Genomic DNA, 15,500 nt, shown 5'->3' on the forward strand with positions numbered 1-15,500 from the left:
TTAATTTAGGGTTACAAAAAATGTTGAACCTACGTTAACTTCACTTTCTACTGTTATCGATCCGCCCATGGCCAATATTTGCGCTTTTGTAATAAATAGCCCAATACCTTTAGCTTCTGGGTGTTTATGAAATACTTTGTTGAGCCCGAATAGCTTATGACCATGACTCTTTAAATCAATGCCCACCCCGTTATCTTTAAATTCTAATAGTGTTTTCTCATTTTCTAATTTTGAAGAAATGAAAATTTTCGGTATTCTATCGGGTGCTCTATATTTTATGGCATTACTAATTAAATTCAGAAATATACTCTCTAAATAAATAGGGTTGTAATTTACATTTTTTACTTGGGAAAAATCAAAATTAATTATAGCCTTTGTCTCTATTAATTCCGCAGCTAATGTTTGCTTTGTTTTCAGTAAAACGTCTTCGAAATCTATATGAGGTTTTATTTCAACACCATTTTTCTTTATGGTGATCATCTCAACCAAGGCATTCAATGTTTCGTTAAGGTGTTTAATAACTATTTCAAACTTATCAAATATTTCTACTTTCTTATCCTCACAAGTAGAATTCTTATACATTTGAAGTAACGCATTTAAATTGCCTACTGGTGATCTTAAATTATGAGAGGTAATTTGATTAAACTCTGCTAATTGTTTGTTTTGTGATGTTAGTTTTTTGGTCGATTCCTCCAGGTTTTTATTGGTTTCTAAAATCTTTTGTTTTGATAGAATTTCTTCTGTAATATCTCTACTAGAACCAATAATTTTTGTGGCGTTTCCGTTTCTGTCGGTAATTACTTTACCGACAATTTCGCAGAAGCGTATATCACCATTTTCATGTAAAATGCGTTGGGTAAATTTATCGACCTTTTTGGTGATAATGGCGTTTTCTCTTTTGTGTAATAAAAATTCTCGATCGTCTGGATGCGTATGGGTGAGGAATAAATCAAAATTCATGGCAATACCGAGATCAAACCCATAAATTCGATACATATTATTAGACCAAATAAAAGAACCATTAGAGACATTTAATTGCCAATACCCTATCATAGCCAGCTCTTCGGCAAAATTTAGCATGTGGTTTTTCTCTAATATATCTTTTTCGATTTTTAATTTTTCGGTAATGTCTTGCGCTGTACCGGCTAATTCGATAACCTTTCCTAAATGATTTTTTTTGTATTCTGCCCGTGATTGTATAGAACGAATTGATTCATCGTCTAAAATGATACGAAAAGACAATGATTTTATACTGTCGTCCCCTTCAACTGATTTTTTAACCCGGGTTTTTACATTTTCGATATCACCAGGATGTATACGTGAGTAAAACTTATCCATATTGATAACAGAACCTACATTAAAACCAAAAATTTTATATAAGTTATCCGACCATTTTAAAATATCACTTTCTATGTCTAAATGCCACGACCCCATATTGGACATTTCTTCTGCGAAGGATAGAAGTTGGTTTTTTTCTTTAATTTCTTCGCGGGCTTTTACCTTTTCGGTTACGTCTTGAGTTGAGCCAATTAATTCTACAATATTTCCATTCTGATCTTCAATAACTTCAGCCAATAATTCTAATGACCTTATGCAACCGTTATTTTTTATAATGCGAAATGCTAATGTTTCATTACTTTTATGGGAGTCTAAAATATTTTTAATTTGATTATTTACACTTTCGACATCATCAGGGTGAACTTTAGATAAAAACACCTCAATGGTAATAGGAGTGTGTAATTCAATCCCATATATCTTATAAAGGTTATCTGACCAAGTTGAAACGCCGGTTCCAGGATTCCATTTCCAGGATCCCATCATCGCCATTTCTTCGGATACGGAAAGTAAGTGGTTTTTTTCGTTGATTTCTTGCTCGGTTTTGACTCGGCTGGTAATATCTTGAGTTGTTCCTGTAATTTCTAAATCGCCATCTTCATTAATGCTAGTAATTCCTCTAACCTCTAATGTCTTAATAGTATCTTTGTCTAATTGAATGCGATAATTTAAATGGTTGTGTTCTATTCCTTCTACTATTTCACTTGAAACTTGTTTAACTTTTTCTAAATCGGGTGGATAAATCTTTGCCAAAGATTTTTCTAAATCAATATGTTCCCCGGGTTCATAGCCATATATTCTGTAATGGTTATCAGACCATTTGAAAATTTCATTTTTGGGTTGCCATTGAAAAGAACCTAAATTGGCCATTTTTTCGGCTAAACTTAATTGATGGTTTTTGTGTATGAGCTCTAGTTCCCTATGTCTGGCTTCTGTGATATCTTGGCAAGTACCCGACATTTCAACAACTTCCCCTTTGCTGTTTCTTACAATTTTACCGATGGATTTTATTATCTTAATTGTACCGTCATCCAATTGAATTTTATACGTGGAACTAGGAAAATCACCCTCTTGCATAGCATTAGAGAGTTTTGTGGTAATTGTCTGGCGGTCGTCTTCGTGAATATAATTTATGTACGTCTCAAAAGTTAGCGGTTTGTTTTTGTCATGACCATATATGGCACGTAAATTATCTGACCAAAAAACTTCATTGGTCGCGGTATTCCACTGCCAATAACCGATCATCGCCATTTTTTCGGCGCTGTTCAATTGATGGTTTTTTTGCTCAAGTTCTAACTCTTTGGTTTGGTTTTCGGTAATGTCTAAACAGGTGCCTAAAAGTTCTTGTAGACCATCCTCATTGTTATACGTGACCTTTCCGATAATTTGAATGATTTTTATAACATTATTGTCCGTAATAATTCTGTGTGTAAAATTGTAGGGCTTGTGGTCGTTTCTAAATTGATCTATTTTTAATTTTGTGACCTCCCTGTCTTCTGGGTGAATTTTTTGAAAGTAAGTGTCAAAAGTTATCTTTTTGTGTTTTGGGTGGTCAAAAATGATATAAACGTTATCTGACCAAAACACTTCATCTGTGGCAGGTTTGTACCTCCAATACCCCATTGTGGTTAAATGTTCCGCAAAATTTAAAAGTTGATTTTTCCTCGTTAATTCTATTTCAATATCCAGTTTTTTAGTAATATCTTGAGTCGTACCAATTAACTCAATAACGTTACCGTTTAAATCTGTTATGGCATCGGAGACGACTCTTACCGTTTTAGTAGTGTTATTTTCTAACAGGACGCGATGTGTAAAAGTGTGAGATTTCTTTTCTCTCTTTATTTCTTCAAGTTTTTTATTTACGAGCTCAACATCGGCTGGATGAATGATTTTTTTGAATTTTTCAAAATTCATTGGAACACCTACTTCTAAGTCGAAAATGGTATAAAGATTATTTGACCATTTGAATTCTCCATTTACAAGTGAAAATTGCCATGAACCTGCTTGATTAATGCTTTCAGATAATTCTAATTGTTGTTTTTTTTCAAACAGCTCTTGTTCTTTTGCTACTTGCTCTGTAATATCTTGGCAAGTTCCCATTAGTGAAACAATATCATCTTCATCATTAATAATAACCTTGCCCGAAGATCTTAGGGTTTTAATAGTGCCGTTGGATAATTGAATACGGTAAACGGATTCTGGAAATATTTTATCTTTTAATGCACGTTCAAATTTTGCGGCAATTTTTTCTTTATCCTCTTGGTGAACATAATTTAAATAAACTTCAAAAGAGATTGGACTATTTGGGTCATGATCAAAAATGTTATAGAAATTATCGGACCATATTAATTTGTCGGTAATAAGATTCCATTTCCATGATCCGGAATTTGCCAGAATTTCTGCGGCATTTAATTGCTCTAGTTGCTGTACTGTTTCAACTTGTGAATTGTTAAACTGCGAAATTTCTATAGTGGCGCCATGAAGCCTAGTACAATATCCGTTTTTTAAAGCAGGTTGCACCGTAGTTCTTACTATACGTTTTTCACCTTTTTGGGTTAGAATACCGTAAGTTAGCTCAAATGGAATGCCTTCTTTTATTGCTTTCTTATGAGCTTTAGTAATTAAATCTTTCTGATTTAAGTTGTCGCAATTGCCATATAAATCTTCTGTTCGTGGTGTGAAATTCAAAGGTGCTTGGTGAATTTCTTTTAAATCGCTATTCCAATAAATATGGTTGGATTTGATATCTAGTTGAAATATACCAATGCATGGAACCTTATTGCTTGTTACTAATAGTTGATCATGATGTAAAAGAGTATTCCCTTTTTCCATAGTCAAAAGTGTTTAATGATTGACGCCAAAGGCAGAAAGAATAAACTACTAGTTGTAATGGTTTGTGCTGTAGTTATATTACTACAATATAATTAATAAATATTTGATTAGCAGAAGGTTTGTGAGTTAAATGAATTCTCAAGTCAGTTATTACAACGTTTATGCATTAAATCAACGTTGTACGTCAATGGACAATTCGAAGATGTTACCTTGGGTTTGTTGATGATTAGATTTTTATCCATTCTCCATTTGTTTTATGCCACCTAATTTTCAGTGCTTTAAGAATTTGTTTATGAAAATGGTCTTGATTGGTTACATCTATTACATGTAGTGCCTAATCATTTATATAGAGGCGAGTTAAAATTAATTCAAGAAAGATGATGAGCAGCCGTATAGAGATTGAAATTGTTATTTGCCACTTTATTTCTAAAAGGAATAAGTCCTGATAGTACGGTAATGGGGGTAGAGTTATAATATTATAATAAGTAAGTAGTTTCTTGAGCTTTGTACTAAATTAACCTGATATTGATTCTGAATCATATTCATAAATCAATATCAGGTTGTTTTTAATATTTATGTAGAATTACTAGGTTTTTTTTTGAAATTGAACTAGTTCAATAATCCTGCTCTTTCCAATAAAGCCTCTACTTTAGGTTCAGCACCTCTAAATCTTTTATAAAGTACCATAGGATTTTCAGTGCCACCTTGTGAAAGGACGTTGTCCTTGAACTTGGTTGCTACTTCTTTATTGAAAATTCCTTTTTCTTTAAAATAAGCAAATGCATCTGCATCCAACACTTCTGCCCATTTATAACTGTAGTACCCCGAAGAATAACCTCCTTGAAAGATATGTGAGAATGCCGTACTCATACAGGTTTCTGGAGTTTCTGGGTATAAACTTGTGTCTTTGAACGCTTCATCTTCATGGGCTTTTACATTGGTGATGCTCGTTGGGTCAATTCCGTGCCAAGACATATCCAATAATCCAAAACTCAACTGACGTAGCGTTTGCATTCCTTCTTGGAAAGTGGCGGATTCCTTTATTTTTTTAACCAATTCCATTGGTATGATTTCACCGGTTTCGTAATGTTTGGCAAATAGTTCCAATGCTTCTTTTTCATAACACCAGTTTTCTAAAACCTGACTAGGTAATTCTACGAAGTCCCAAAATACAGATGTACCAGATAGGCTAGGGTAAGTGGTGTTTGCCAGCATACCGTGCAAACCGTGTCCAAATTCATGGAATAGGGTCGTAACTTCATTAAAAGTCAATAATGAAGGTTTGCTTTTAGTGGACGGAGTAAAATTGCACACGTTTGATATATGCGGACGCACATTCTCGCCATTTCTTTTCCATTGACTTTTAAAAGAGGTCATCCAAGCGCCACCACGCTTGCCTGCTCTTGGGTGAAAATCAGCATAAAAGAGAGATATAAAATTCTTGTCGGTATCGTAAACTTTATAGGTTTTTACCTCGTCATGATATTTTTCGACATCGGTTACTTCTTCAAAATTTAAGTCGAATAAGTTTTCTGCTACTTTAAAAACTCCATTGATTACATTTTCAAGCTTGAAATATGGCTTCAGTTTTTCATCATCTAAATTAAAAAGTTCTTGCTTTAATTTTTCAGAGTAATAACTACTATCCCATTTTTCTAATTGGTCAATGCCATCAAGTTTTTTGGCAAAATCTTCTAGTTGTTTAAACTCACGTTCTGCGGCTGGTTTCGCTTTTTCTAGCAATTCACTTAAGAAAGAATGTACTTTTTCTGGCGTCTCTGCCATACGCTCTTCCAATACAAAATCGGCATGCGTTTTATAACCCAATAAGTTGGCTCTTTCAAAACGTAGTTTAGCAATTTCAAGAACATTTTCTTGATTGTCCAACTCATCATTATGAAACCCTTTGCTTCCAAAAGCCAATGAAAGCTTTTTTCGTAATGCTCTGTTTTTAGCATACTTCATAAAGGGTATATAGCTTGGGTAATCTAAGGTAATCATCCAACCATCTTCTTTCCCTTTTGAAATCGCCAATTGTGCGGCAGCTTCTTTTTCACCTTCAGGTAATCCGTCTAAATCTGCTTCATCCGTAAGGTGTAGTTGAAATTTATTGGTTTCGGCAAGTACGTTTTCGCCAAATGTTAGTTTTAACTTTGCCAGTTTAGCATCGATTTCACGTAAACGTGTCTTTTTCTCTTCGGATAAATTAGCTCCGTTTCTGCTAAAGCTCTTATATTTCTTATCTAAAAGGGTATTTTGCTCTACGGTAAGGTCTAAATCATCTTTTTGGTCATATACTGCTTTTACCCTCTTGAACAAATCTTCATTTAGGGTAATGTCATTACCAAATTCTGATAATAACGGAGAAATTTCTTGTGCAATTTTCTGAATCTCCTCATTGGTTTCGGCAGAATTCAAGTTAAAAAACACACTTGAAATTCGGTCTAATTGCTGACCTGAAAATTCTAATGCTTCAATGGTATTTTCAAAAGTAGGTGCTTCCGTATTATTCGTAATAGAATCTATTTCTGCTCTTGCATCTTCTATAGATTGTAAAAAAGCGGGTTTAAAATGCTCGTTTTTAATTTGTGAAAATGGAGCAGTATCAAAAGGGGATAACAATGGATTCATATTTCTAGTATTGAGAAATTAGATTTGAGAATTGAAATTTCTTGTAGATGACTATTTGCCATTTACAGCTTTAGCGCCATCGATAACTTTTTGCTTTAGACCTTCTTTATACAAAATCACCTTGTCTAAAACACATTTATCTGAGCTACCTATAATTTGAGCAGCCAAAATTCCTGCGTTTTTTGCTCCGTTCAATGCTACGGTAGCTACCGGTACACCACCTGGCATTTGAAGTATAGAGAGTACAGAGTCCCATCCGTCAATAGAATTGCTACTTTTTACAGGAACCCCAATAACGGGTAACGGAGACATTGATGCTACCATACCTGGCAAATGGGCTGCCCCACCGGCACCGGCAATAATGACCGAATAACCGTTGGTGTGTGCATTTTTACTGAAATCAAAAAGTTTTTCAGGTGTTCTGTGGGCAGATACAATATCTACATCTACCTCTATGTCAAAACCTTTTAAAATATCTATGGCGTCTTGCATTACGGGCATATCACTAGTGCTGCCCATTACTACGGCTACTTTACTCATGTTTATTATTTTGAAATCACTTGAATTGTTTCTTTTACTTTTTCGGCAATGGCTCTTGCCTTGCCTAAGTCATCGTTAACTATGGTTACATGACCCATTTTACGAAATGGTCTTGTTTGAGCTTTTCCATAAATATGCGGGGTAACACCTTCCATCGCTAAAATTTCATTAATGTTCTTGTAGACGACATTACCTGTATGTCCTTCGGCACCCACCAAGTTTACCATTACACCGGCAACCTTGCTATCTGTTCTTCCTAAAGGTAAGCCTAGAATACTACGTATGTGCTGTTCAAACTGGTTGGTGTAACTAGCTTCAATACTGTAGTGACCGCTATTGTGTGGTCTTGGCGCTACTTCGTTCACTAAAATTTGATCGTCTTCGGTTTGGAACATTTCAACGGCTAACAACCCGGTCAGTCCTATTTTATTCGCTACTTTTAATGCGAGTGCTCTTGCTTTTTCAGCCACTTTATCATCTATACGTGCCGGGCAAATTACATATTCCACTTGGTTGGCTTCTGGGTGAAATTCCATTTCTACAACGGGGTAGGTCTTAATTTCTCCTTCCGCATTTCTAGAAACAATTACGGCTAATTCGTTCTTGAACGGAATCATGGTTTCTGCAATACATTCGCCGGTAGGTAATCCTTCTAAATCGGCTAAATTACGAACCACTTTGACTCCTTGCCCGTCATACCCGAATTGTGCTACTTTCCAAACAAAAGGAAATTTTAATCCGCCGTTCGCAACACTATCCTCAATTTCGCTCAAATAGGCAAACCGCTGAAAATCTGCGGTAGGTATATCGTTATCAACATAAAACAATTTTTGCTTTGCCTTATTTTGAATAATGCGTAGCGCTTTAGGCTGCGGATACACTTTTACCCCTTCGTCTTCTAATTTTTCTAACGCATCTAAATTTACATTTTCAATCTCTATCGTTAGTATGTCTACATCTTTACCAAACTTATAGACCGTATCATAATCTAAAAGACTGCCCTGTACAAATTCATTGCATGACATGCTACTTGGTGCATCTGGTGATGCATCTAAAACTTTGGTGTAGACATCCCATTTTCGGGTTTCGTAAAGCATCATTTTGCCTAATTGACCACCTCCTAAGATGCCTAATTTAAAATCTGAAGAAAAATAATCCATATAATTGTTGCTTTTGGCAGTTGAAAAAATGCCTTAAGTGTTACAAAAATACGGTTAAATCTTAGAAACCAATTCCTTTCTATTCAAAAACACAAGGCAATACCTTATCTTTGCAAACCTTGATAATCCATGACAATTGATACAAATTCACGATAAGTTTTTTAAACCTTTTTTAAGCGAGTCTGAAATTCTACAGGCCGTAAAATCGGTTGCCGATAAAATAGCGGCAGACTATAAAGACGAGACACCTATTTTTGTTGGTGTATTGAACGGGTCTTTTATGTTTGTTTCAGATTTGTTAAAAGCTTATCAGCACCCTTGCGAAGTGTCATTTGTAAGATTGAGTTCATACCAAGGCCTTACATCAACGGGCATTGTTGAAACCTTGTTAGATGTACCAGAAAATATTGAAGGTCGCAGTGTTATTATTCTAGAGGATATCATTGATACTGGGCGTACCTTGCAACAACTTGTGCATCTATTCTCGAAGACGAAGGTGAAGGAGTTTAAAATAGCCAGTCTTTTTTATAAGCCAGATGTTTACAAAGGGGAATATGCCATAGATTATTTTGGACTTGCAATACCCGATAATTTTATTGTGGGTTACGGACTGGATTACAACGAACAGGGAAGAAATTTAAAAGAAGTATACCAATTAAACCAAAAACATATGATCAATCTTGTACTCTTTGGTAAGCCAGGAGCCGGCAAGGGCACGCAAGCACAATTCCTAAAGGAAAAATATAATTTAAAGCATATTTCTACTGGAGATGTCTTTAGATTCAACATCAAGAACGGTACGGAGCTAGGTACGCTAGCTAAGTCGTATATTGATAAAGGGGAGTTGGTTCCAGATGAGGTAACCATAAAAATGTTACAAGAAGAGGTGGAGAAGAATCCTGATGCGGACGGATTCATTTTTGACGGTTTTCCAAGAACGGCTGCACAGGCAGAAGCTCTAGATAATTTCTTGGAATCTAAGGATATGGGCGTTAATGCTACGATCGCTTTAGAGGCAAACGATGAAATTTTAATAGAACGTCTTTTGGAAAGAGGAAAAGTTAGTGGTAGAACAGATGATCAAGACGTAGCCAAAATCAGAAATCGTTTTGATGAGTACAATGAGAAAACTACTCCTGTTAAAGAATTTTATGAGGCTCAAAATAAGTTTTATAGTGTAAACGGTATCGGTACTATTGCCGAAATTACCGAACGCCTAACCGAAGTAATCGAAGGCTTAAAATAATATAAAGTTTGCTTCAACTAGTTTTGATGTAAATTTTTGAACTGAATAGAAAATAATGACCGAAGGGAATTTTGTAGACTACGTTAAGGTAAGTTTGGCTTCTGGTAAAGGAGGCAAGGGATCTGTGCATTTGCACCGTGAAAAATTTATTACCAAAGGTGGTCCTGATGGTGGAGATGGTGGTCGTGGAGGTCATATTATAGTTCGTGGTAATGAAAATCTGTGGACATTAGTAAACTTCAAATACAAGAAACATTTTAAGGCCGGTCATGGTGCGCACGGTAGTAAGAGCCGAAGTACCGGGGCAGATGGTGAAGATGTTTATTTAGATGTGCCGTTAGGTACCGTTGTAAAAGATTTTGAAACGAAAGAGGTTCTTTTTGAAATCACCGAACATGGTGAGGAAAAAATACTGCTTAAAGGTGGTATGGGCGGTAGAGGTAACTGGCATTTTAGAACGGCCACAAACCAAACACCACGATACGCACAACCTGGTATGGACGGTCTGGAAGGAGAGTTTCTTTTAGAACTTAAAGTACTGGCAGATGTTGGTCTTGTAGGTTTTCCAAATGCAGGTAAGTCCACGTTGCTAAGTGTAATTACTTCTGCAAAACCTAAAATTGCCGATTATGAATTTACAACCTTAAAACCGAACTTAGGTATTGTAGAATACCGAGATTTTAAGAGTTTTGTTATGGCAGATATTCCTGGTATTATAGAAGGTGCTGCAGAAGGTAAAGGTTTAGGTCATTATTTTTTAAGACATATTGAGCGTAATGCCAATTTGTTGTTTTTAATTCCTGCGGATAGTAAGGATATCAGTAAAGAATATGAGATTTTGTTAGATGAACTACGCCGTTATAACCCCGAATTGTTAGATAAGGAACGACTTATTTGTATATCAAAAAGTGATATGCTAGACGAGGAACTTATGGATGAAATGAAGGCAGAGCTCAATAGTGAGTTTGGCGATACTCCGTTTATGTTCATATCTTCAGTTGCCCAAATGGGTATAGTAGAACTAAAAGATAAACTTTGGGCTATGCTAAACGCTTAGTCGAATACCTTTGTAAAAACATAGTTTACTCTTATATTTTCTTTAATTTTAAGAAAATACGTTGTTATGAGAACATTTTTAATTGGTGCTTTGTTGGTTGTATTGTCTTCTTGCGGTGTGGCAAGGGTCAATTATGATTATGATAGCAAAACCGATTTCTCTTCTTACTCCACTTTTAATTATTATGCCGATATGGAAACCGGTCTAAGTGAATTGGACGAGAAAAGACTTATGGATGCCCTAGATGCCACTCTTGGAGAGAAGGGATATATGTTTGCCGAAGAGCCCGATCTTTTCATTAATATTAAAAGCACGGTTTTTCAATCTCAAGGAGGTAATAATGTTGGAGTAGGACTCGGTGGTGGCGGAGGTAATGTTGGTGGCGGAGTATCAATTGGTATTCCTGTTGGCGGACCTAAATTGACTCGTGAACTCCAAATTGATTTTGTAGATGCCAATAAAGACATGCTTATATGGCAAGCCATAAGCGAAAGCCCATTTCGTGAAGGGGATACTCCACAAGAAAAATCGGAAAAGCTAAGAGCTGTAGTTGATAAAATTTTTAGTAAATACCCACCTGAATAGTTTTACTTTACTTTAATGACATAAGTGGCTATAAGATGGTCTTTGGTTGAAATATGAACATCATAAAGTCCTTTTTTAGTAAACTTTTGCGCTAAGCTAATCTCGTTCTTTTTTCTACTATTTTTAGGGGTAACCACTTTTTGACCGCCTCCCTTATTTAGTAATAAATAAATTTCATCATTGAACGAATCAGGGACTTTTAATTTGAACGTTACCGCAATTCCTTTTGTAATTTGATGATGCATGCGCTCTGGGGCTATAGGAACAATAGGCGCTAAAAATGCTTCCTTATAAACTACCGGTGCATTGATAAACGTTTTAAATGCATCATCGTTAGCGCTATGGGTGGTATCTTTCTCAGTTGGAAAATGGTTCTTTGCAAATAGTGCGGGATCCGCAAGAAAATAGCCATCAAAGTAATCTGCATTGAACATGGGCTCACCGTTTAAGATGACAGTTTCTCCTGCAGACCAAGTTGCATCGCACCAGTACCAAGTATCGTTTATTTTTATTCTGTTCCAAGAATGATTGGGTGCACTATCTTCTTTTAAACGTAATGTAGGTGTTCGTCCGTAACCATCTACAATATCACACTCAAATCCTGCTAAATTTATCATTTCCTTTACCAAGTAGGCATAGCCTGTACAAGCCGTTTTTTTATTTTCCAGTAAAGCTTTAAATACCTTCGGAGTTCTGGCTGTATTCCAATTCAAAAAAGCTTGCCGGTCTTTAGCAAGCCTTTTTCTTTTGTGGCTTATTTTTTGGTAAGACGAATAATCATTTTCAATGTTAGTGCCGATCCAAGTATAAATAGCCCTTATTTTTTCAACATCGGTTGGTAACGATGCTGTTAGATTATAGGTAAGCACAGGTAAGTTTGTTAGGCTTGCACCTGTATAATACTGTGCAATACTATCCGCTTTTTTAAAATCTATTTCAGAGAAATCTGATCGTTGGGCAAAACAGGAAATTGAAAGTAATAATGTTGCTAAGAGAACAATTTTCATTTTTTAAAAATGTCTGCGATTTTTTGAAAAATGTTTCTTTTGCTGGTGTAAGCTCCTGTAATTACAACTTCGCCCATTAACTCCACATCGTAAGTGTCAAAGGAAATATTGATATCAATGTTTGAATTTCCACTTGCTTCTACCTTGTATGTTTTGGTTTCGTAACCAATGAAGCTAAAGACTAAAATGTCATTTTCTGCCAATTGTTGGGGAAATTCAAACTTACCATCAAAATCGGTTTGGGTACCAACGGCTGTTCCTTTTAAAACAACATTTACACCGGGTAAGGGTTCGTTCGCCTCATCTACAATGCTACCTGTTACAGTGTATTTTTCCTGTACGGTTTCAACATACGAGATATCACCCATAATATTAGAAGAGGTTATCTCAATCGGTGTTTCAGTGTTTACTATTTCTTGTGCTGTTACATAAGTCGCGCAAAGTGCCAATAATGAAAAGCCCATCATTGCTATTCCTTTGTGTAGTATAGAATTGTTCATAGTGTGTAATGCGTTAGTTTCATACGTTTTAAGTTGTGATGCCTTGAACATGCCACATGTATTTTTATTAGAGCTCAAATGCTTTATAAGCCCAGGGTCAGATAACTTGGAGAAATCTATAACTTCCTTTTCACAGCTTTGGCAAAAGCCTCCTTTTTCGGTTTTACTAAAATTACTAAATTTTTCTTTGCATGGTTCTTTTACGGCAAGGGTGAATGTACTTTTCATAATATTATGGTTTTATATCTATACCTCTAAAGTATGTTGGAACCCGGTCTTTTAAAATGAACAATGAGTGTAGGAGTAGTTTCAGTGAGTTAACAACATATAGTGCTGTTTTATTAATCAATTATTTTGGATACAAATGATTAAATATCAGAGGTTAAGAATGGTGGTAAATAGTGAAATAAATATGTTTAGAATTAAATCATGTTATTTTTGTAACAAAACTCAAAACGAGCGTCATATAGACCGACACGTTTAAAATTAACTCACAAATGAAAAAAGTTTATTTATTGGCTGCCGGTTTGGTAGCCTTGGCTTCTTGTAAAGAAGAGGCTAAACCAACTGCCGAGGCAGAAAAAATTCCTGGTATCGTTCTCGCCAATATGGATACCACTCAAAACCCGAAATCAGATTTCTATAATTATGTGAATGGAAATTGGATGAAGTTTACAGAAATACCAGATGATAGAACCAGTTGGGGAGGTTTTAGCGTACTTCGTAAATCTACAGATGACGATGTATTGAAGATTTTGGCTACGGCAAAGGAAAGTGGTAATTACGCCGCAGATACCGATCAAGCCAAGGCATTGGCAATTTTTGATACGAAATTGGATACTGCTGCTAGAAATAAAGCAGGTGTTGCTCCGTTAGATGAGGCTTTTGATGCTATCGCTTCTGTTAAAAATTTGAATGACCTACAAACTGTTATCGCTAAAAATGCTGCAGTTTCTACACCGTTTATAAGTATTGGTGCAGGTGCAGATTTAAATAACAGTAGCATGAACGCCGTGTATTTAGGTGCGAACGGATTAGGATTGCCAGATCGTGATTTCTACTTTGATGAAGATGAAAAATCTGTAGAAATTCGTGAAGAATACAAGAAGCACGTATCTAGAATGTTGCAGAAACTTGGAGATTCTGAAGCAGAGGCTACTAAGGCAGCCGATAAAATTCTTGCTTTGGAAACACAATTGGCAGAACCACGTTTAAACAAGGTTGAGCGTAGAGATGCTAGAAATTACAACAACCCAAGAACTATTGCCGAGGTTGATAAAATGTTGTCTACCATTGATATGAATAAGTTGATTTCTGACCTGGGAATCACTAAAAAATTCGATACGCTTTTGGTAACGCAATTGAGATATACGGAGTATTTGGACAAGTTCTTAAAAACAACTCCGATCGAGGATATTAAAACTTTGGTTAGATGGGATACGTTCAACAATGCTGCCGGTAGATTAACTACAGATATTGAAACTGCCAATTGGGAGTTTTATAGTAAGTTCTTAAGAGGTGCTAAAGAACAACGCCCAGCAGACGAGCGTGCGTTGGCTACGGTAAATGGTACTGTAGGTGAGGCACTTGGACAGTTGTATGTTGATGCCAAGTTTCCGCCAGAAGCAAAGGCAAAGGCAGAGCTGATGATCTCTAATGTAATAGATGCTTTTAAGGAACGTATTTCTGTTTTGGATTGGATGAGCGATTCTACAAAAACAAAAGCAATTGAAAAGTTAGATAAGTTTACCGTGAAAATTGCATATCCCGATAAATGGGAAGATTATTCTACTATGGAAGTATCTGGAGATAAGTCTTATTTTGAAAATATGACTGCAGTAGATAAATGGGGAGAGTTGAAAAATTTTGCTGAAATAGGTGAGCCTGTTGATAAAACTAAATGGGGAATGTCTCCACAGACCGTAAATGCATATTTTAACCCATTGAACAACGAGATTGTTTTTCCTGCAGCAATTTTGCAACCTCCTTTCTATAACTATACCGCTGATGAAGCTGTAAATTATGGAGGTATAGGTGCTGTTATCGGTCATGAAATTTCTCATGCTTTTGATGACAGTGGCTCTCGTTTTGATGCTGATGGAAATCTTAAAAACTGGTGGACAGAAGAAGATTTAAAAGCTTTTACAGAAAGAGCTGATGCTTTAGCCGTACAATACGATAGTGTTATGGTATTGCCTGATGTTTACGTGAACGGTAAATTTACCTTAGGTGAGAATATTGGTGACTTAGGCGGATTGTTAGGTGCTTATGATGGGTTACAAAAGTACTATGAAGAAAACGGTCGTCCGGAGGATATTGATGGTTTTACCGCAGAACAGCGTTTCTTTATGTCTTGGGCTACGGTTTGGAGAACAAAAAGTAGAGACGAGGCTTTGAGAACACAGATCAAAACTGATCCGCATTCTCCTGGTATGGTAAGAGCTACACAGCCATTATTGAACATTCAAGCGTTTTACGATGCTTTTGATATCAAAGAAGGTGATGAAATGTACCTTGCTCCAGAAAAGAGAGTTCATATTTGGTAAACTATTTTTAGTATAATAGAAAAGGGCGCTACAATGTAGCGCCCTTTTTTTGTTTTAGTTC

10 protein-coding genes are annotated in these 15,500 nt (G+C 35.9%); 4 read left to right on the forward strand and 6 right to left on the reverse strand.

Going from position 1 to position 15,500, the window contains the following annotated elements; genetic code table 11:
* The 4 genes from DCS95_RS08530 to DCS95_RS08545 all read right to left on the reverse strand — a co-directional run bounded on the left by DCS95_RS08530 (nt 1) and on the right by DCS95_RS08545 (nt 8,498).
* Nucleotides 1-4,167: a PAS domain-containing sensor histidine kinase gene (locus DCS95_RS08530; RefSeq protein ID WP_116770384.1), complete on the reverse strand. Its 4,167-nt coding sequence runs from the start codon at nt 4,165-4,167 to the stop codon at nt 1-3.
* Nucleotides 4,168-4,776: 609 nt separating this feature from the next.
* On the reverse strand, nt 4,777-6,798 hold the full coding sequence (locus DCS95_RS08535; protein ID WP_116770385.1) for a M3 family metallopeptidase: 2,022 nt from the start codon (nt 6,796-6,798) through the stop codon (nt 4,777-4,779).
* Between the two features lie 51 nt (nt 6,799-6,849).
* Complete coding sequence (gene purE, locus DCS95_RS08540; RefSeq protein ID WP_076547358.1) at nt 6,850-7,338, reverse strand: 5-(carboxyamino)imidazole ribonucleotide mutase; 489 nt, start codon at nt 7,336-7,338, stop codon at nt 6,850-6,852.
* Nucleotides 7,339-7,343: 5 nt separating this feature from the next.
* The gene (locus DCS95_RS08545) at nt 7,344-8,498 is read right to left on the reverse strand and encodes a 5-(carboxyamino)imidazole ribonucleotide synthase (RefSeq protein WP_116770386.1); all 1,155 of its coding nucleotides are present in this window, start codon (nt 8,496-8,498) and stop codon (nt 7,344-7,346) included.
* 136 nt (nt 8,499-8,634) lie between these two features.
* Here DCS95_RS08545 and DCS95_RS08550 point away from each other — a divergent pair, with 136 nt between their 5' ends.
* The 3 genes from DCS95_RS08550 to DCS95_RS08560 all read left to right on the forward strand — a co-directional run bounded on the left by DCS95_RS08550 (nt 8,635) and on the right by DCS95_RS08560 (nt 11,386).
* Nucleotides 8,635-9,744, forward strand: a complete 1,110-nt coding sequence (locus tag DCS95_RS08550; RefSeq protein WP_116770387.1) for an adenylate kinase — start codon at nt 8,635-8,637, stop codon at nt 9,742-9,744.
* Between the two features lie 55 nt (nt 9,745-9,799).
* A complete protein-coding gene (gene obgE, locus DCS95_RS08555) occupies nt 9,800-10,801 on the forward strand; it encodes a GTPase ObgE (protein ID WP_116770388.1) in 1,002 nt (333 codons plus the stop codon).
* Nucleotides 10,802-10,867: 66 nt separating this feature from the next.
* Nucleotides 10,868-11,386, forward strand: a complete 519-nt coding sequence (locus tag DCS95_RS08560; RefSeq protein ID WP_116770389.1) for a DUF4136 domain-containing protein — start codon at nt 10,868-10,870, stop codon at nt 11,384-11,386.
* Between the two features lie 2 nt (nt 11,387-11,388).
* Here DCS95_RS08560 and DCS95_RS08565 read toward each other — a convergent pair whose 3' ends face one another.
* Together DCS95_RS08565 and DCS95_RS08570 are read right to left on the reverse strand one after the other, a co-directional pair.
* Nucleotides 11,389-12,393, reverse strand: coding sequence for a transglutaminase domain-containing protein (locus DCS95_RS08565; RefSeq protein ID WP_116770390.1), 1,005 nt, complete (start codon nt 12,391-12,393; stop codon nt 11,389-11,391).
* A complete protein-coding gene (locus DCS95_RS08570; RefSeq protein ID WP_116770391.1) occupies nt 12,390-13,121 on the reverse strand; it encodes a carboxypeptidase-like regulatory domain-containing protein in 732 nt (243 codons plus the stop codon). Before DCS95_RS08570 ends, DCS95_RS08565 begins: the two co-directional genes overlap by 4 nt.
* A 269-nt stretch (nt 13,122-13,390) precedes the next feature.
* Between DCS95_RS08570 and DCS95_RS08575 the strand changes: the two genes are divergently transcribed.
* Complete coding sequence (locus DCS95_RS08575) at nt 13,391-15,439, forward strand: M13 family metallopeptidase (protein WP_116770392.1); 2,049 nt, start codon at nt 13,391-13,393, stop codon at nt 15,437-15,439.
* The last annotated feature ends 61 nt before the right edge of the window (nt 15,440-15,500 follow it).

The organism is Maribacter litoralis, from assembly GCF_003075045.1.
Lineage (GTDB): Bacteria > Bacteroidota > Bacteroidia > Flavobacteriales > Flavobacteriaceae > Maribacter > Maribacter litoralis.

Excerpts from the sequence above, each read along its gene's own strand:
- DCS95_RS08530 (WP_116770384.1), bottom strand. The coding sequence starts at position 4,167 with ATGGAAAAAGGGAATACTCTTTTACATCATGATCAACTATTAGTAACA.
- DCS95_RS08545 (WP_116770386.1), bottom strand. The coding sequence starts at position 8,498 with ATGGATTATTTTTCTTCAGATTTTAAATTAGGCATCTTAGGAGGTGGT.
- purE (WP_076547358.1), bottom strand. The coding sequence starts at position 7,338 with ATGAGTAAAGTAGCCGTAGTAATGGGCAGCACTAGTGATATGCCCGTA.
- DCS95_RS08560 (WP_116770389.1), top strand. The coding sequence starts at position 10,868 with ATGAGAACATTTTTAATTGGTGCTTTGTTGGTTGTATTGTCTTCTTGC.
- DCS95_RS08575 (WP_116770392.1), top strand. The coding sequence starts at position 13,391 with ATGAAAAAAGTTTATTTATTGGCTGCCGGTTTGGTAGCCTTGGCTTCT.
- DCS95_RS08565 (WP_116770390.1), bottom strand. The coding sequence starts at position 12,393 with ATGAAAATTGTTCTCTTAGCAACATTATTACTTTCAATTTCCTGTTTT.
- DCS95_RS08570 (WP_116770391.1), bottom strand. The coding sequence starts at position 13,121 with ATGAAAAGTACATTCACCCTTGCCGTAAAAGAACCATGCAAAGAAAAA.
- obgE (WP_116770388.1), top strand. The coding sequence starts at position 9,800 with ATGACCGAAGGGAATTTTGTAGACTACGTTAAGGTAAGTTTGGCTTCT.
- DCS95_RS08535 (WP_116770385.1), bottom strand. The coding sequence starts at position 6,798 with ATGAATCCATTGTTATCCCCTTTTGATACTGCTCCATTTTCACAAATT.